At 57.8% G+C, this 17,882-nt stretch carries 18 protein-coding genes; 7 read left to right on the forward strand and 11 right to left on the reverse strand.

The window, feature by feature from the left end; all coding sequences use genetic code 11:
- The first annotated feature begins 443 nt into the window (after nt 1–443).
- Nucleotides 444–2,108, forward strand: coding sequence for an alpha/beta-hydrolase family protein (locus Q0955_RS05620; protein WP_299421095.1), 1,665 nt, complete (start codon nt 444–446; stop codon nt 2,106–2,108).
- 28 nt (nt 2,109–2,136) lie between these two features.
- Here the strand turns inward: Q0955_RS05620 and msrQ are convergent, their stop codons facing one another.
- The 5 genes from msrQ to Q0955_RS05645 form a co-directional block, all read right to left on the reverse strand.
- Nucleotides 2,137–2,754, reverse strand: a complete 618-nt coding sequence (msrQ, locus tag Q0955_RS05625; protein WP_299421098.1) for a protein-methionine-sulfoxide reductase heme-binding subunit MsrQ — start codon at nt 2,752–2,754, stop codon at nt 2,137–2,139.
- A gap of 2 nt (nt 2,755–2,756) precedes the next feature.
- Nucleotides 2,757–2,972, reverse strand: coding sequence for a GDCCVxC domain-containing (seleno)protein (locus Q0955_RS05630; protein ID WP_299421100.1), 216 nt, complete (start codon nt 2,970–2,972; stop codon nt 2,757–2,759).
- Nucleotides 2,973–2,976: 4 nt separating this feature from the next.
- Nucleotides 2,977–3,879, reverse strand: coding sequence for a protein-methionine-sulfoxide reductase catalytic subunit MsrP (gene msrP, locus Q0955_RS05635; RefSeq protein WP_299421103.1), 903 nt, complete (start codon nt 3,877–3,879; stop codon nt 2,977–2,979).
- A gap of 175 nt (nt 3,880–4,054) precedes the next feature.
- Nucleotides 4,055–5,539 carry an FMN-binding glutamate synthase family protein gene (locus Q0955_RS05640; RefSeq protein WP_299423186.1) on the reverse strand — a complete coding sequence of 495 codons (1,485 nt, stop codon included), beginning with the start codon at nt 5,537–5,539 and terminating at the stop codon, nt 4,055–4,057.
- Between the two features lie 71 nt (nt 5,540–5,610).
- On the reverse strand, nt 5,611–5,934 hold the full coding sequence (locus Q0955_RS05645; RefSeq protein ID WP_299421106.1) for an HAD-IA family hydrolase: 324 nt from the start codon (nt 5,932–5,934) through the stop codon (nt 5,611–5,613).
- 444 nt (nt 5,935–6,378) lie between these two features.
- Between Q0955_RS05645 and Q0955_RS05650 the strand changes: the two genes are divergently transcribed.
- Nucleotides 6,379–6,939: a hypothetical protein gene (locus Q0955_RS05650; RefSeq protein ID WP_299421109.1), complete on the forward strand. Its 561-nt coding sequence runs from the start codon at nt 6,379–6,381 to the stop codon at nt 6,937–6,939.
- A gap of 85 nt (nt 6,940–7,024) precedes the next feature.
- Here the strand turns inward: Q0955_RS05650 and clpB are convergent, their stop codons facing one another.
- The gene (gene clpB / locus Q0955_RS05655) at nt 7,025–9,640 is read right to left on the reverse strand and encodes an ATP-dependent chaperone ClpB (RefSeq protein ID WP_299421111.1); all 2,616 of its coding nucleotides are present in this window, start codon (nt 9,638–9,640) and stop codon (nt 7,025–7,027) included.
- A 255-nt stretch (nt 9,641–9,895) separates the two neighbouring features.
- On the opposite strand from clpB, the gene Q0955_RS05660 reads away from it, so the two are divergent.
- The 3 genes from Q0955_RS05660 (at nt 9,896) to pyrF (ending at nt 11,667) form a co-directional block, all read left to right on the forward strand.
- Nucleotides 9,896–10,156 (forward strand): hypothetical protein, encoded by a 261-nt coding sequence (locus tag Q0955_RS05660; RefSeq protein WP_299421114.1) that lies wholly within the window; start codon nt 9,896–9,898, stop codon nt 10,154–10,156.
- A gap of 36 nt (nt 10,157–10,192) precedes the next feature.
- Nucleotides 10,193–10,894 carry a methyltransferase gene (locus Q0955_RS05665; protein ID WP_299421116.1) on the forward strand — a complete coding sequence of 234 codons (702 nt, stop codon included), beginning with the start codon at nt 10,193–10,195 and terminating at the stop codon, nt 10,892–10,894.
- Between the two features lie 74 nt (nt 10,895–10,968).
- The gene (gene pyrF, locus Q0955_RS05670; RefSeq protein WP_299421119.1) at nt 10,969–11,667 is read left to right on the forward strand and encodes an orotidine-5'-phosphate decarboxylase; all 699 of its coding nucleotides are present in this window, start codon (nt 10,969–10,971) and stop codon (nt 11,665–11,667) included.
- On the opposite strand, the gene Q0955_RS05675 is transcribed toward pyrF, so the two are convergent.
- Entirely contained in the window at nt 11,664–12,143 is a 480-nt protein-coding gene (locus Q0955_RS05675; protein ID WP_299421122.1) for an NUDIX hydrolase, read from the reverse strand. The genes pyrF and Q0955_RS05675 overlap by 4 nt on opposite strands.
- A gap of 25 nt (nt 12,144–12,168) precedes the next feature.
- Here Q0955_RS05675 and Q0955_RS05680 point away from each other — a divergent pair, with 25 nt between their 5' ends.
- On the forward strand, nt 12,169–13,422 hold the full coding sequence (locus tag Q0955_RS05680) for a DNA polymerase IV (protein WP_299421125.1): 1,254 nt from the start codon (nt 12,169–12,171) through the stop codon (nt 13,420–13,422).
- Here Q0955_RS05680 and Q0955_RS05685 read toward each other — a convergent pair.
- Both Q0955_RS05685 and Q0955_RS05690 read right to left on the reverse strand, forming a co-directional pair.
- Nucleotides 13,419–14,363, reverse strand: a complete 945-nt coding sequence (locus Q0955_RS05685) for a cation transporter (protein WP_299421127.1) — start codon at nt 14,361–14,363, stop codon at nt 13,419–13,421. The genes Q0955_RS05680 and Q0955_RS05685 overlap by 4 nt on opposite strands.
- A 62-nt stretch (nt 14,364–14,425) precedes the next feature.
- A complete protein-coding gene (locus Q0955_RS05690) occupies nt 14,426–15,109 on the reverse strand; it encodes a DUF1295 domain-containing protein (RefSeq protein ID WP_299421130.1) in 684 nt (227 codons plus the stop codon).
- A 221-nt stretch (nt 15,110–15,330) separates the two neighbouring features.
- Between Q0955_RS05690 and Q0955_RS05695 the strand changes: the two genes are divergently transcribed.
- Nucleotides 15,331–15,816: a TetR/AcrR family transcriptional regulator gene (locus Q0955_RS05695; protein ID WP_299421132.1), complete on the forward strand. Its 486-nt coding sequence runs from the start codon at nt 15,331–15,333 to the stop codon at nt 15,814–15,816.
- Here the strand turns inward: Q0955_RS05695 and Q0955_RS05700 are convergent.
- Both Q0955_RS05700 and Q0955_RS05705 read right to left on the reverse strand, forming a co-directional pair.
- Nucleotides 15,813–16,400 (reverse strand): hypothetical protein, encoded by a 588-nt coding sequence (locus tag Q0955_RS05700; RefSeq protein WP_299421135.1) that lies wholly within the window; start codon nt 16,398–16,400, stop codon nt 15,813–15,815. The genes Q0955_RS05695 and Q0955_RS05700 overlap by 4 nt on opposite strands.
- Before the next feature lie 177 nt (nt 16,401–16,577).
- Entirely contained in the window at nt 16,578–17,798 is a 1,221-nt protein-coding gene (locus tag Q0955_RS05705; RefSeq protein ID WP_299421138.1) for an AMP-binding protein, read from the reverse strand.
- Nucleotides 17,799–17,882 lie beyond the last annotated feature (84 nt).

Below are 17,882 nucleotides of genomic sequence, written 5' to 3' on the forward strand. Positions count from 1 at the left end.
CAACCCAGCCGCAAGCGCTTTTTTCAACTTTCTGCAAAAACACGCCAACTTTCTACAAAACTCAACAATATCAACACCCTAAACAGAACACCCCCGCAACCAAAAACAAGACAAACACACAATCACAGTAAACAAATCACCCACAACACTACTTATCCACAGACTCAGACCAGACTCACCAAAGACTCACACCGCAACACCCAAACAAGCGCCCAAATCCACGTCGGTAATACGTCGGTATCGCAACTGTATTACGGAGGTGCGGAAATACGGAAGAAACAAGGACCTTTCGGAAAGGTGAAGGCTGCGGGCGGTGGGGGGAAGGCACCTGGAGGCTGGCGTAAGGCGATCAGTCAATTTGACCTCTCCTCCCCCTTAAGAGGCTTTTGTTTGACCACAGAGCCATTAGTCTGCCCACGAACCCCGACCCAAAGGAACACACTTTGACCTGGCTGCGCCGATTGATCTTCCACTTCTCACTTCGCAGCTTCCTGCTTGGGCTGTCGTTCTTTGCCGCCTCCATGACACCCTCACTCATCCCACGGGGCGCCACCGAACAGGGCATCCTTGGGGGGCTGCTCATTGCAATTGGGTATTTGCTAGGGCAGTCCGTGAGCCTGACCTGGCAAGCCGCCGATTTGCCGCGCCTAACAGGACGGCTTGGCAAAGCCTTTGACGGGGTGCTCTCCCTTTGCGTGGTCGCGCTGACCCTCTGGATCCTGATCTACAGTCTGGAATGGCAAAACGAACTGCGCGGCAAAATGGGCATGGACGTTGTGGAGGGGCGCCACCTGCTAAAGCTGACGACGCTGACCACACTCACCTTTCTGTCGCTTTATGCAGTCGGGGCTTTTGTGGCGATGCTGTTCCATTGGGTGCGGGCCCGTTTTTATCGGATCATGCCACCGCGCCGGGCCAACGTCCTGGGGGTGCTCACGGTGGCAGCCATTCTGTTTGTGGTGACGCGCGACGGGATTTTTGATCGGGTCGTGGCGTCACTGGATCAGAGTTACGAGACCGCGCAGGAGTTGTTTGACGTGGCCCCGCCCCTGCCCCCCTTTGATTATCAATCTGGGTCAACAGTCTCGCTGATCGATTGGGCCGCAATGGGACAGCCGGGACGAGACTTTGTTTTGAGTGGGCCGGATGCCAAGGCGATCTCCAACTTCACCGGCAAACCCGCAAAAGAGCCACTGCGCGTTTACGTGGGGCGGGCAAATGGCGAGACCCCGCGGGAGCGTGCGGAATTGGCCTTGGCGGAATTGATCCGCGTCGACGCCTTTGAGCGAGACGTTCTCATTGTCACCAGCCCAACCGGCACCGGCTGGATGGATCCGGGGTCTCATGATCCGGTGGAGTATATGCACAACGGCAACATCGCCACGGTGAGTGTGCAGTATTCCTATTTGCAGTCGCCTCTGGCGCTGATCCTGGAAACCCGTACCGGGTTGGATCAGGCCACAGCGCTTTTGGAAGTGGTGCACGACTATTGGTCGGGTTTGCCAAAGGACAGCCGCCCTCGTCTGTATGCCCATGGGCTCAGCCTTGGGGCGTGGTCTTCGATGTATGCCACCAACCTGTTCCGCCTGCTGGATGATCCGATCAATGGGGCGTTTTGGGCCGGCCCACCTTTCCCCTCGCGATTCTGGCATAGCATTCAGATGGCACGCAACGCGGACAGCCCTTGGGTTCTGCCAGAGGTCGGGCGAGGCTCGCTGGTGCGTTATGCCAACCATGTTCATGATGCCTCTGACGCGCCGCGCGCGTGGGGGCAAATGCGGATTGCCTTTTTGCAGTATTCCAGCGATCCGATTGTGTTTTATGAACCGCGCTCTCTTTGGCGAGCGCCGCCGTGGATGAACGATCCTCCGGCGGAGGATGTCTCGCGGCACCTGGTGTTCATTCCCATTGTAACCCAGTTTCAATTGGCGCTTGATATGGCGCTGTCGTTTGGCGCACCTCCCGGCCATGGCCACGCCTATTATGCCCGCGATTATATTTCGCCTTGGGCCGAGGTCACCGCACCGGAGGGATGGACCCGCGAAGACACCAAGCGATTGCGCGCCCATTGTGACCTTGGGGTTGGGCTAGGCTGTCGCAATGATTGAGGACACAGCCCTCTCGGCCACCTGACCTCTAGGCGACCTGACGTTTGGCCGGTTGCGCGGCGCGTTTTTTGGGCAATTTGCGGAACGCAATCAGGCCGATCACCACACCAAGGTAGATGTAAGGCTCATATTCAAAACCTTTGGTCTGCATGATGTAGTGCACACCGCCCAGCGCGACGGCGAGATAGGTCAGCTTGTGTAACTTACGCCAGCGCGGGCCAAGCTTACGGATCGACAGGTTGTTTGAAGTGATCGCTAAAGGCAGCAGGATTACCAAGGAGATCATGCCGACAATGATGTAGGGGCGTTTGACGATGTCTGCCCAGACTTGCGAGAGTATCTGCACGTCCAGAACCATCCAGACCAGGAAGTGAAGCAGGATGTAGAAGAAAGAAATCACGCCCAGCGCCCGGCGCCAGCTCAGAAAGTTGAGCTTGGTGAACCGACGCAAGGGAGTGACCAGAAGGACCGCGATCAGCACCTGAAGGCCAACTTTGCCCAGCGCGTGCTCCATGGCTTTCACAGGGTCCACACCCAAGCCGCCGGTAAAGCCCGCGTAAAGTAACCAAACCGGATAGGCTGCCCCGATCAGATAGAGCAGCCAGTTGGGCGTTTTGCGCACGAGGGTGTTTACGGTGTCGATCATCGTCAGCCTTTGCAGCAGTTTTCGCCCTGTTGGATCGGCGGGCAGGGCACATCGCCATAGGAACAAAAGACGCAACAATCCCCGGCCTTGGGGCGCAACACCACGCTGCAGCCCCGACACTCCAAAAAGTACTGACAGGCATCGGTGGGCATCTCAAATGCCTGAACATGTCCACAGGTTGGGCAAGTCAGAGTGGAGGTGAGGATGGCTGCGCGCATGGTCTTAGTAGTTTTTGCGCAGGTCCATGCCGTCGTAAAGGCCGGCGACCTCTTTCTCATAGCCATTGAACTTCAAGGTTGGGATGCGTTTGGCAAAGAAGCCGCCGCCAATCGGGCGCTCAGAAGCCTGTGACCAGCGGGGGTGGTCCACCTCCGGGTTCACGTTGGAATAGAAACCGTATTCACCGGGGATGGATTTGTTCCAGCTGGTGGGCGGCTCTTTGTCCGTCAGCGTGATGCGCACGATGGATTTGATCGACTTGAAGCCGTATTTCCATGGCACCACCAGACGGATCGGCGCGCCGTTTTGTTTGGGCACGTCTTTGCCGTAGATGCCTGTTGCCATCAGGGTGAGCGGGTGGTTGGCTTCGTCCAGGCGCAGGCCTTCGACATAGGGCCAATCCAGGAAAGGCGAGTTTTGGCCGATCATCTCCTTTGGGCGGTAAAGCGTTTCAAAGGCTACATATTTAGCGGAGGATTGCACGCCCGCGAGGTCCAAGAGGTCTTTCAGTTCAAAACCGTTCCACGGCACCACCATCGACCAGGCCTCGACACAGCGGAAGCGGTAGATGCGCTCCTCAATGGTCATTTTGGAGAGGATGTCGCCAAGCGCGTAGTCGCCGGGGCGGTCGACCAGACCGTCGATCTTGATGCTCCAAGGCTTGGTGGTCAGGCGGTGGGCGTGTTTGGCGGGGTCTTCCTTTCCGGTGCCGAACTCATAGAAGTTATTGTACTGCGTGATGACGTCAAAATCGGTCGGGGTGAGATCGGTGGCGGCCTGTGCTTTGGGCGCAAGGGCTGCGAGGCCGAGACCGGCCATGCCGGCCATGACCTGGCGGCGGTTCAGATAGGCGGACTTCGGGGTCACGTCGTCATTTGTGAGGTCATTGGTCCAGCGGTGCGCCATGTGGGGTCTCTCCTATTGCGTTGAGATCGTGATAGCGCAGGTGTGATACGTGACGCCACACACAGGGGCTCACGATGGTGTGCGGCGATTGTAACGTTTGGCCCGCGTGGGGGGGGAGGCGTGGGGGCCAGCCCCCACACCCCCGGGATATTTTTGGCCAAATGAAGAAAAGACGTTACATCGCGCCGGGGCGGGGGAAGACTTCGTTCATCGGCACGGAGCGGCCATTGGGTTGGACGAGGCGCACGTGGCGGCGGCGAAGTTTACGGGGCTCGGACACGCCGACGGAGTGGGCGATGACCTCGACCTCTTTCACCAGCGCCTGGGCATAACGCGCCACGCGGGGAGCTTTGCGGTCCACAACCAGGCCTTTTTGGAAACGCGGATCGTGGGTGGTGATGCCGGTGGGGCAGGTGTTTTTGTTGCATTTGAGCGCCTGGATGCAGCCCAGCGCAAACATGAAGCCACGGGCGGAAACCACGAAGTCTGCTCCAGCGGCAAGTGCCCAAGCGATGTCGCCGGGATTGACCAGCTTACCTGAGGCAATCAGACGGATCCGGTTGTGCAGTTCAAACTCGTCACGCAGATCTGCGACCAGAGGCAGCGCCTCACGCACAGGCATGCCCACCAAGTCCATGAGCGGCATGGGCGCCGCGCCGGTGCCACCTTCGCCGCCGTCAATGGTGATAAAATCCGGGGCCATGTCAGCACCACGGCGCGAGATGGTTTCAAACAGTTCACGCATGGTGCTTTCTGCGCCAACCACGGTTTTGATGCCCACGGGTTTGCCGGTGACACCGCGGATATGGGCGAGGAAGTCCAAGAGGTGGTCAAAGTTGTCGATCTCGCGGTGACGGTTGGGAGAGATGCCATCCTGACCCACCTGAAGCCCGCGGATATTGGCAATCTCTTCGGTGACTTTTTCACCCGGAAGGATGCCGCCTTTGCCGGGCTTGGCCCCTTGGGCCATTTTCACCTCGAACATGCGGATACTGTCATGGCTGGCAATTTCACGTAGTTTGTCATCATCCAGCCCACCCTCTGCATTGCGCACGCCAAATTTGGCGGTGCCAATTTGGTAAACCAGATCACAGCCGCCCTCGTAGTGGAACGGGCTGACGCCACCCTCACCCGTGTTGAGCCACACACCCGCCTGCGCCGCGCCATGGCTAAGTGCCTGCACTGCCGGTTTGGACAAGGCGCCGTAGCTCATGCCGGAGATGTTGAAAAACGAGGGTGCCAGATAGGGTGTGCGAGTGGTGGGGCCAATCAACAGCGGCTCAGATTTGGCATATTCGTCGTCCAGCGGCGGGAACGGGTCATTCACAAAAATTGGTGTGCCCGGCACATTGAGATTGCGGGTGGAACCAAAAGCAATGGTGTTGGATTTGCCCGCCCCTGCCCGGCCAACCCATTCGCGTTGGGCGCGGTTGAACGGCAGCTCCTCACGGTCCATGGCGAAGAAGTACTGACGAAAGAACTCGCCCAGTTCCGAGAAAATGTGGCGGAAGCGGCCAATGACCGGATAGTTGCGCCGGATGGCATCTTCGGTCTGTCTGCGGTCGATGACAAAGAGAACACAGGCGACCACCACCAAGAGCGCAAAGATCAGCACAAACGTCAGACCAAGGAACTCCACCACATCAAAGGCTGTTTCCATTGTGCTTTCCATGACTGGCTCCCTTCTGGCGCGTTGGGCTTAAAGTGGAGCGTCCAAGTGAGAAGGGCAAGTCACGAATGGGCAACAGCTGCATGAGGGAGGTGCAACAATTTCGGGAGCTTGGCCATGTCGTCAAACAAGGCGTCACAGATTGGCGCAAGGCGGATCGGATCGGTATCAGCGACATAGCCAAATGTGCGCGTGCCAGCGGCTTTTCCAGCTTTGGCTCCTGACGGGTTGTCCTCGACCACGACACATCGCGCCGGTGCGGTATTGGCCAGTTTGGCAGCATGCAGATACACATCCGGTGCAGGCTTAGGCGCAGGCACATCTTCGAGGGAGTAAATACCGCCAGCAAAGCGTTCCATGAGACCGCACGCCAGCCATGGTGCCACCTACAAAGAGGGCGGCGATTTTCTCCGATGGCAACGAAAGGCCGCCTGTAGCGAGGTTTTCCTGAAAACGCCCACTCGAGTTTTTGGCTATCGCCGTTGTGAGACTTCGTAAACAAATGGGGTGTCACCCGTTCTCGATGGCTGTTCCTTCACATACATCCTTTACTTTGCAAGACCCAGAGTGGCAGGCTAGCAAACATTAAACACAGGCGTCCCAACCAACTCTTCCAGATTTCAGGTGGCTCCATGACAGCACGGAATGCGACACTTCGGACGAACCGGCTAGGTGTGCTGGCTTTGATGCTCTTTTGCTGCCAAAGTCTGACTGCCCAAGAAAACGCGTCTAATCCACTTGCAGCTGTCAACAACACAGACCTGCGATTCAAATCTCTTGACCTGGGCAAGGGAGCAGACAAACAGGATGCCTACGTTGACGGCGCCTACATGCTGCGCCCTGATCTAAAACTGAAATATGAATTGCACTACAATTCAACAAACGCGTCAGGATCCCGCGAAACCAGCTTTGAAAAAGTTGGCGTCAAAGCGATTTACTTTCCAAGCGAGAGAAAGCTCAATGAAACTTGGGGGATGCGCACGGCGGTGGGACTGGAGTGGATCTATGACCTCGGTGAAGCGGGCACCGGAATTGGCCCCGGCGCAGATCAATTGGCACCTTTCGCAGGGGTCGCTTTGGCCAATTTGAACACCGGCCTAACACTAATTCCGCTGGTTCAGCACTTTGCGTCCTACAATGGCAGCACAGATATAAGCCAAACCTCCGCGCGCCTGATTGCATTACAACCTTTTGCTGACACATGGTGGATCAAGGCCGATCTAAAGCTTCCCTACAATTGGGAAAACGAGACATGGCCAGCCTCGGCAGAGGTGCAGCTGGGCAAAAATCTCAGTGACGGCGTGGCCCTTTATGGGGATGTGTTGGTTGGGCTGGGCAAAGACCGCACATTTGACAAGGGCATCGGCGTGGGCTTGCGCTTCAAGTATTAATATACTGAGCCAAGGCCAATTTTTACTCATTCAGGAACTTGAAAGGGCGGAGATTTTCTCCGCCCTCTTAGTGCTATGAGACGGCTTAATGCACGACGGCATCATCCGGTTTTGGATTTTCGCTGCTGCCAACACGGTCGCCGATCAGCAGGCCTTCAGCGCCAGCTGAGACCGGCACGGTGTCGCCGTCTTTGATATCGCCAGCCAGCAAAGCTTCGGCCAGCGGGTTTTGCAAGGCCCGTTGCATCACACGCTTCAGAGGCCGTGCACCAAAGACCGGGTCGTAGCCTTCGTCCGCCAGCCACTGCTTGGCACCTGCGTCCAGCTCAAGGCCAATCTTGCGACCAGCAAGGCGCTTTTTGAGGCGCGCAAGTTGGATGTCGACGATGCCGTCCATGTCCTGCCGCCCCAGACGGTCAAAGATGATGGTCTCGTCCAGACGGTTGAGGAACTCCGGCCGGAAATGGGCGCGTACGGCGTCCATCACGTCACGACGCGCGTCAGAAGCGTCCGCGCCGTCTGGCAGTTGGCTGAGCGCCTGCGCGCCGAGGTTGGACGTCAGGATGATCAGCGTTTGCTTAAAGTCCACCGTGCGGCCCTGGCCATCGGTCAGCACACCATCGTCGAGCACCTGCAAGAGCACGTTGAAGACATCCGGATGGGCCTTTTCGACCTCGTCAAACAGCACCACCTGATAGGGGCGACGGCGTACGGCCTCGGTCAGAACACCACCTTCGTCATAGCCGACATAGCCGGGAGGCGCGCCGATCAGACGGGCAACCGCGTGTTTCTCCATGAACTCGGACATGTCGATGCGCACCATGGCGTTGTCGTCATCAAACAGGAACTCGGCCACAGCTTTGGTCAGCTCAGTTTTCCCTACACCGGTTGGCCCCAAGAAGAGGAAGCTGCCCAGTGGGCGGTTTTCATCGTTCAAGCCCGCACGGGCACGGCGCACCGCGTTGGAAAGCGCGGTCACGGCGGAGTGCTGGCCAATCACGCGGCGGTGCAGGTCATCCTCCATGCGCAGAAGTTTTTCGCGTTCGCCTTCGAGCATTTTGGAGGTCGGGATACCGGTCCAACGCTCAACCACTTGTGCGATCTGCTCCGGGCGCACAGCCTCTTCAACCGTCACTTCGCCTTCGGCGCTTTCCGCCTCTTCGAGCTTCTTCTCCAGATCCGGGATCACGCCATAGGCCAGCTCCCCCGCGCGGGCGAGGTTGCCTTCGCGCTTGGCGATGTCGAGGTCTGCGCGGGCCTGATCGAGCGCTTCTTTGATGTCACGCGCACCGGCCATCTTATCCCGACCCGCTTGCCATTTGGCGGTCATCTCAGCGGAGCGGTCTTGCAGGTCCGCAAGGTCTTTTTGCAAGGTTTCCAGACGGTCCTTTGAGGCCGCATCATCCTCAAGCTTCAGCGCCTCTTCCTCGATCTGCAATTGCAGGATCTGACGATCAAGAGCGTCGAGTTCTTCGGGTTTGCTGTCCACTTCCATGCGCAGGCGGGAGGCAGCCTCGTCGACGAGGTCAATGGCTTTGTCCGGCAGGAAACGGTCGGTGATGTAGCGGTGACTCAAAGTGGAGGCCGCAACCAGCGCCGCATCGGAGATGCGCACACCGTGGTGCAGCTCATACTTTTCCTTGATGCCGCGCAGGATGGAAATGGTGTCCTCCACAGTGGGCTCTTCCACCACAACAGGCTGGAAGCGACGGGCCAGGGCCGCGTCTTTTTCCACGTATTTGCGGTACTCATCCAGCGTGGTCGCACCGATACAGTGCAGCTCGCCGCGGGCGAGCGCAGGCTTGATCAGGTTGGCCGCATCCATCGCACCTTCAGATTTACCCGCACCGACAAGCGTGTGCATTTCGTCAATAAAGAGGATGATTTCGCCGGCCGCCTCCGTGACTTCAGTCAGGACCGCCTTCAGACGCTCCTCAAACTCACCTCGGTATTTGGCGCCCGCGATCAGCGCGCCCATGTCGAGCGCCAGAAGCTTCTTGTTGCGCAGGCTTTCCGGCACGTCGCCGTTCACGATGCGCAGCGCCATGCCTTCGGCAATTGCGGTTTTACCAACGCCCGGCTCCCCGATCAAAACAGGGTTGTTTTTGGTGCGACGGCTCAGAACCTGCATGGCGCGGCGGATTTCATCGTCCCGGCCAATGATCGGGTCAATCTTGCCTTCGCTGGCGCGTTCGGTCAGGTCCTGGGCGTATTTCTTCAACGCCTCATAGCCATCCTCCGCCGACGCACTGTCAGCAGTGCGGCCTTTGCGGATGTCATTGATCGCAGCGTTCAGCGACTGCGCGGTCACATTGCCGCCGTCCAGCGCGTCTTTGGCTTTGGATTTCACCATCACCAGCGCCATTAGGATACGCTCCACCGGCACAAAGCTGTCGCCCGCCTTTTTGGCAAGCGCTTCGGCCTCTGCCAGCACTTTGGCAGTTTTATTGTCCATGTAGGGTTGGCCGGTGTCGCCAGATACCTGCGGCAGCTTACTGACCGCTGTATCCACTGCTTCGCGCACCATTTGTGGCGCGCCACCAGCACGGGTGATCAGATTGGCCGCCAGCCCCTGATCATCGTCCATCAAAGCTTTTAGAATGTGTTCGGGCACCAAGCGCTGGTGATTTTCCCGCATCGCAATGGTCTGCGCAGCCTGAATGAAACCGCGGGACCGTTCCGTGAACTTGCTCAAGTCCATGGCTATCTCTCCTTCTTGTAAGCGCCCGGTTCAGATGTGGCGCCCGCTTTGCGGCACGCCTCGATTGTGGGCCTCAAGCATGATGTGGGCAACAGCGCGAAATGAATCAAGATGTCACGGCTGGAAAATCGAGTGCTTTTGAAGGGTTGCTCAGGTCAGTGCGAAAATGGTGCGAAAATTCCCCTAATTTGAGACAAATTTCGCCCTATTTCGGAATCACAGTGCTCCAAAGAGCAGACAAGAAAGGGCCGCACCATGCATGTGACCGAGATTCAGATTTCAAACCCAACTTACCGTCAAACCTTGGGCGAGTTGTCCGCTGTGGTCAGCCTCAGCGATGCCTCCCGCGACGTGCGCCTGCTTTGCGCCGTCCCTGCGGAAGAAGCGCGCCCTAAAGGCGCGGGGCGTTTGGCGTTGATCAAAGAAGCGCTGCGTCAGCTGAGCCGGATGCCGGAAATCCGCGCAGGCCGCGAAGAGCTGTCCTTTGCGCCGGGTGTCTACCCCAGCGAGGGTTAACTGGACAGCAAGGCGGTCTTTGGACAGACTGTCTGTATGGCCAGATTAGAAGAAATCCGCATGCGCTCCACATGGCGTGACATGCTTGAAGGTCAGCCCCAACATTTGGGGCTGATTGTGTTTTTGTGGCTCGGCGCCACGGCGGTGGTGATGCCCTCACCTGACGGACAGAGGTTTTTGGGCCTCACGGCGCAGACCTGGGCGGTTACCAGCATCGGCCTCGCAATCCTGCATCAAGTGATTGTGGCGTTTATCTTTCGCGTAGAATTACACCGCAATCTGGTCACGCGCCTGCACGGAGACGCCGATCTTGCCGTTTGGACACGGATTTTTCTGCCGCTTTTGGCGGCACGACCGATCACAATCCTGATCACGGGGTTGGCGGACGATGTGCCCATTGGAACGCCACAGTGGCTCAATATTGGTCTGGGGCTGATCTTTGTGTCCGTGGCGATTTACGGCATGCATTCGGTGCTGACCCATTTCACCATTCGCCGCGCGGTGGGGGGCGATCATTTCCGCGAAGAGATTGCCGCCCTGCCGTTGGTCACAGATGGCATTTTCAAATACACCTCCAACGCCATGTACGGACCGATCTTTTTGGGGCTTTGGGGTATTGCGCTGCTGTGCAACAGTTGGAACGCCTTGGTCGTGGCCGCGTTTCAGCATGTTTTCATCTGGGTGCATTACTATTGCACCGAAAAGCCGGACATGGAGTGGATCTACGGCAACCGCTAAGCCTTGCGGCACTGGGCGCACGGCGCTAGAAGGCAGACGTTTGCTTTGCCCCTAGATAGCCCGGAGATACCGCCATGACCGCTGATGACCGTCTGATTGTAGCCCTCGACGTCCCTAACATCCTGCACGGCCAAGAGCTTGTGGGACAGATTGGTGATGCGGTGAGTTTCTACAAAATTGGCCTGGGTATGCTGACCGGCGGCGGATTGGCTCTGGCCAATGAGCTGAAGCAGGAACAGGGCAAGCGTATTTTTCTGGATATGAAGCTGTTTGATATTGGCGCCACCGTTGAGGCTGCGGTGCGTGGCCTGGCGCAGTTTGATCTGGATTTCCTGACCGTGCATGGCGACCCCCACGTGGTGGCAGCGGCCAAAGAAGGCGCGGCGGGCAGCAATCTGAAAATTCTGGGTGTGACCGTGCTGACCTCACTGGATCGCGGCGATCTGGACAACTGTCTGATCAAAGACGGGGCCATCCCTGATCTGGTGACCGAGCGCGCGGGCAAAGCGTTTGAAGCCGGTGCGGACGGTGTGATTGCCTCCCCTCAAGAGGCGGCCATGATCCGGGCGCTTCCCGAAGCCGAGGGCCGCTTGATTGTGACGCCAGGCGTGCGTCCAACCGGCGCTGCGCTGGGGGACCAGAAACGGGTGGCAACTCCAGCGAGCGCAATCAAAGACGGCGCAGACCACATTGTAGTGGGCCGCCCAGTTTGGACTGCGGAAGATCCGCGCCAAGCGGCACAGGCGATTGTGAGCGAACTGGCGACGCTTTAAGCGCAGGCCGCCATCGGCAGCATGAAGTTGTTTGGGTTTTCCGGATGTGTATCGGCGAGAAAATCGGCGAGACGTGTCTGGAAATGCGGGATGCCTTTCGCGTGGGTGAGATACTCACGCGGCGACATCAGTTTGATGCGCTGACCCTCATCACCTAGCACAATGTGCTGTTCCATCTCCGCCGGCAGTTGCGCCGCAAAGAACCACGTAAAGTGATCTTGCCGCTGATAGCGGCGGGCCCAGATCACGTCATGTTCTGACAGGGTCAGGCCAATCTCTTCTTCGGTCTCACGCAACGCACAGGTCAGCGCGGCCTCATCGCCTTCGCGCCCGCCACCGGGAAAATCCCAGTAATCCGGCCAAGGAATGGTGGGGATGTCATCACGCAGCACCGACACCAGCTTGTCTCCGACAAACACAATCAGCTTGGAGCCGCGATAAGCCCTGTCAGGGAAATTTGGGAATGCTATAGTCATTGCCATCTCCACAAGAAGTAAACCAATGCCAGCAGTATGCCGCGATTGTCTTAACGAATTGGAAACCACAAAAAGGTGTCCACATTGTGGCAGCCTGCGTGTGACCTCTCATCCTGAGCTGTTTGAGCTGTCTATCGCGCATATGGATTGTGATGCGTTTTATGCAAGTGTCGAGAAACGCGATAACCCGGAGTTGATCGACAAGCCGGTGATTATTGGCGGCGGCAAACGCGGGGTCGTGTCCACGGCCTGTTATGTGGCGCGTATTCGCGGGGTGCGCTCTGCCATGCCGATGTTTCAAGCGCTGAAGCTTTGCCCCGATGCGGTGGTGATCAAGCCGCGTATGGAAGTTTATGTCGAGGTCAGCCGCGCGATCCGCAAGATGATGGATGAGATGACGCCTGTGATTGAACCTTTGTCGCTGGACGAAGCGTTTTTGGACATGACCGGCACCGCCAAGCTGCATGGCGCACCGCCAGCGGTGATGCTGGCACGACTTACAAAGCGCATGAAAGATGAGTTGGGCGTGACAGGTTCAGTGGGGCTGTCCCACAATAAGTTCCTAGCCAAGGTCGCCAGCGATCTGGACAAGCCGCGCGGGTTTTCGGTGATTGGCAAGGCGGAAACGGATGATTTTCTCCGCGATAAACCCGTGCGGATGATCTGGGGCATTGGGCCGGTGGCACAGGAGAATTTGGAGCGGGCGGGCATTCGCACGTTCACCGACCTGTTGCGCTGGGACCAAGAAGACCTGATAGCGCGGTTTGGCAACACTGGGTATCGGTTGTGGCATCTGGCGCGGGGACAGGACCGGCGCAAAGTGTCCGCACATGCGCCGATGAAAAGCATCAGCAACGAGACCACGTTTTTTGAAGACACCGCCAGCGCGGACATTCTGGACGGGCATTTGTGGCGGTTGTCTGAAAAGGTCAGCGACCGCGCCAAGGCCAAAGATTTGGCCGGGCGTGTGGTGACGTTGAAGTTGAAGCGGGCGAACTTCTCGTCGATAAGCCGGCGGGTGAGCCTGCGTGATGCGACGCAGATGGCGGACACGCTGTATCGCACCGCACGAGGACTGTTTGATCAGGTGGGGGATGAAGGGCCATACCGGTTGATTGGCGTTGGTCTGGCCGATCTGGTGTCGGCGACACAGGCAGATTTGTCAGGCGATTTGCTTGACCCTCAGGCAGAGCAACGCGCCAAGGCGGAGCGCGCCACCGATGCCATTCGCGAGCGCTTTGGCTCAGACGCGATCCTCAAAGGGCGGGCCATGCGCTAGCCCATGCCTTCTGGCCAGCGGCGGGGGTATTGCGAGATACACAACAGCACGTCGGCACCGGGCAGCACCTTGCGCACATCGGCAATCATGGTGAGGTTGAGGTTATCGACCTGCTCCGGTGTGATCGCCTGTTTTGGGTTGTAATAGACACTGACGGTGTAAGTGCGGCCAAGCTTCACCACCGACATATCAACAAAGTCACCTGGCAGGTCTGCCACCGAAGCCCGCAAAGCGCGGCGCGCTTTGGCGATGATCTCCGGCTGCGCCGTGACGCCAAGCAATTCGCCCATGCCGCCCCCCAAATCGCGCAGAACCTGACGCACAGCGACCAGACAGAGGAAGAAGACCACAATGCTGTCGCCAATCGGCGCAATGGGGGCCAGAACGCCATCCCCAAAGACATAGATCATGCCGAGGCCCAAGGCTGTGGCAACCGTCATGAAGCCGTCGATGGCGGCGGCTTTGCTTTCCAGCTTGAGAATTTCGCTGACCTCGCCGGTTTTCTTATAGGTGTGACGGTGCAGGGCCCAGAGGCCAAAACAGGTGGCGCTGATCACTAAAAAGTAGATCAGCATAGGCTCATAGTTCAGCGTTGGGATCGCCTGACCTTGAATGTAGTTGAGGATGTTCATCACCGCCGATCCGCAGGCAAAGAGGATCAGGCCAATCAATGACAGCGAGCGGAAGGTGACAAACACCGCCTCATCTGCCGCATAGCCCAGCGGACGGAAACGGTCCGGGGCGGCGTCCACATTCTGGCTGATCTTGCGGCCAATGAAGGCCGAGGTGAAGGCGATCAGTGAGAACAGACCATCCATCATGATGGCGGTGGAGTTGGACATAATCGCGGCCAGCACCCCTGCCCCGCCCATAAACAGGCTGCCGGCCATGGCGATGGAAAGCGCGCGCATCTCGCGGGTTTTGATGGTTTGTGCGTCCATGGCGGGTCCTCACCTATCGTGTTCCCGCCAAGATAGTGCATGGCGGGCGGTTTGCGAGAGGCTTAGTAGACAAAGGGGATCAGTTTTGCGGTTTTCGTAGCATAAGCATCAAACTCCGCGCCGTAGCGTTGGGACAGATAGGCGTCCAAACCCGGAATGTGAAAGAAGACGAAGCCAACGGTCATGAACAGCGGGATTACAAAGGCAAGCCAGGAGGTTGTGAGCAAAGCCCAACCGGTGAACAGCACCATGTCGCCGAAGTAGTTGATGTGCATGGAATGTTTGAACAATCCACCGGTGTAGCAGCGGCCTTTGCTCTCGGGGCGTTTCTTCCAGATCAAGCGTTGCAGTTCGGAGCTGGTGTTGAGGTAGGAGCCAAGGGCAATCAGTCCCATCGCCAACATGTCCATGCCGCCAAAGGGCACCGCTGTGTCCCTGAATATACCTGCCCCCAGCAGCAGGAAACCAATTTCAAACAAGGCCATAAAAGCGGACAGTCCGAGGGCTTCCAAGAGGTCCACCTTGCGTTTGAGCAGGACAAACAGCGTGATCATGTGCCTCAGGAAATAGAGCACCACGCAAGCGGCCAATAGTTTGGCGCGGGCTGTGTCTGCCCACTCCAGCGCAAAAGCCAACCAAAGGCAGAGGCCGACAATACTGCCGTGCAGGGCGGCAAAGATCAGCTTGGGTACGAAGGAGCGATCATGGGCGCGGTCGACCCCACCGGTGGTTGCGGAAGATGACATTGAGGGACCTTTCAAAACAGACATCCAAACGCGCGACACCCGTCCTCGATCTTACAGAGGATGCCAACCGACACAGCACAGGCCAGCACGACTTCGAGGCGGAAGAGAGGTGGAGTGCGCGTTGGGAACATCTTTTTAGACCATCTGGACGAAAACAATTTCCTCCTAGACCTCAGTAGGGAGACGTGTCAAATAGTTTTTAGACCAAATGGACGAAATAAATGCCGAAGATTGTAGATCATGATGCCCACCGCGTCGATTTAGCGCTGCGCGCAGCTTCCTATTTTTCCGAACATGGCTATGGGGGCGTGAGCATGCGCAAAGTGGCCACCCATCTGGGCGTGTCCAAATCGGCGCTCTACCACTACTTCCCCACAAAAGAGGCCCTGTTTCTGGCCTGCACAAAAGAGGTGATGAAATCTGTAGCTGTTCCGCAGATTGGCGGCGCCTCACAGGAGGTCAAGTTACAAGCGTTAACCGAGGCTATGGCATCGGATTTTGGCAGTGAAATGGCATTGTTGTTTGACTACCTACGCGGCAAATCGGCGGCAGAGATCGCCCAAGATGAGGCAATGCAACTGTCAATGACAACCCACCATGCGGTGGTGGCGGAGATTGTCGGCGAGGAGGCAGCACAAGAGACGATGGAGCGCATGATGGGGCGTCTGTTGATTGGGTATTTAAGTGGTCAAATCAACGACATCTAGTCTGGCTGATAAGGCTCTTCTCGAAGTACGTGGCTAATTAGAATTTTGTAGTAGAGCATGGGCAGGAACCACTGCACTTCCTGCGGCGTTTCAAAAAGATAAAGCGATAAGAACATCGCTACCACAAACAGGAAGCTCGCTATTGGCCGCTGAAGGTACAGCGGCATGGTCAAGATTGCGGCGCTGAACCCAAACAGCACCACAAACACACTGCCAATCCAAAGCAAATCCAGATCCATAAACGCCCATCCAAACAATGCGGTTTGCGCAACGTGCATCGCCACGAAACCAAGATGCTGTTTGATCCCTTGGCCTTCGCGGAAAAACCATCTCTTGGCCGTGGAAGTTGCGTTGGTGATCACCCCACCCATCATATCGACCGCCAACACTGCGATCACCACGAACTGCGCCACTGACCATCCGAAGTCCAACACCAAACCGGCGAGCAACACGATGGCACCAAATCCAAAGGGCAGATACAACTGGAGCGCCTTTTCTGCGGGGGTTGCGCCTGGACCAATCAGCCCATCGATCACCCCAGCAATCCCTTTGCGTTTTTGCGGCAGATCCCAACTGATTTTCATGGTTTTGGCTCCATTCCAAAAGATGACCCGCTACACTTAGGTAGACCTTGGGGCTGCTTCAATCTTTTTCGACCACCTGGACTAAAAAATTTCACTCACCCCAAAAGAAAAAGCCCGCCGCAAGCGACGGGCCTAGCCGAAGCGCCAATGCTGGCGCCGGGCTCAGGGGAAGAGGGGTTAGTCGTATTTGCGCTGATCTTCGATCACGATGCCGTCTTTGGGCAGGCTGCCCGGCGCGACGATCTCAATCTTGCCTTTGAGTTTCAGCGCGTCCGCCACGGAGGCACCGTATGCGGCCTCATCGCCGCCGGGGCTTTCGATTTGGACGGTCATCACATCCATCTCACCTGCGCGGGTGGCAATCACGCGGGCCTTGGTGACCTCGTCGTGTTTCGCCACAAGCGCTGCCACCTGCTCGGGGCGGACAAACATGCCTTTGATCTTGGCGGTTTGATCGGCACGGCCCATCCAACCTTTGATACGCATGTTGGTCCGCCCGCACGGGCTTTGCCCAGGGAGGATGGCGGAGAGGTCGCCAGTGGCAAAACGGATAAGCGGGTAGTCTGGATTGAGTGTGGTCACAACCACTTCGCCCACCTCGCCGGGGGCTACCGGAGTGCCCGTGCCGGGGGTGACAATTTCCACAATCACACCTTCGTCGATGATCATGCCTTCCATCGCTTCAGATTCATAAGCGATGGAGCCAAGATCGGCCGTGCCGTAGCCCTGCAGACAGGTGATGCCGCGATCGGCGTATTCCTGACGCAAGCTTGGGAACAACGCGCCGCCGCCTACGGTGGCTTTGGTGATCTTGAGTTTCTCACCCATCTCCTCGGCCTTATCGAGGATGATTTTGAGGTAGTCCGGCGTGCCCGCGTAGGCGGTGGTGCCAATGTCAGCCGCCGCGCGGACTTGCATTTCGGTCTGGCCAACACCCGCTGGCAGCACCTTGGCGCCCACGGCGCGCGCGCCGCTTTCAAACATCATGCCCGCCGGGGTCAGATGGTAGCTAAAGCAGTTGTGCACGATGTCATTCGCGCCAATGCCTACCGCGTGCAGCACGCGGCCAAAGCGGAACCAATCCGAGGTGTTGCCACCGGGTTCATAGATCGGGCCAGGGGATTGGAACACATGCGCAATGTTGGGATTGCTGAGATCGGCAAAGCCACCAAGCGGGCCGCTGGCCTTCTGCGCCGCACCCAGTTCGGATTTGCGTAGGACCGGCAGATTGGCAAGGTCGTCCACCGAGGTCACCTTGGCCGGAGCAGTGTCTGCCAGAGAGGCCGCAAAACCTGGTAATTGTTTGGCCCGTGCGATCTGTGCCGGCAAAGAAGCGGCCAGATCAGCGGCGCGCTGATCGGCGCTGCGGGTTTCCAAATCGTCAAAAAAGCGGCTCATGTGATGCCATCCTTTGTGGTCCAAAGCCGTATCAAGCGGCCAAAGTCTTCCTATGCGCCCGCCAATTTGGGGGGCGCGGTGGGG

Source organism: uncultured Shimia sp. (assembly GCF_947493595.1).
GTDB lineage: Bacteria > Pseudomonadota > Alphaproteobacteria > Rhodobacterales > Rhodobacteraceae > Shimia.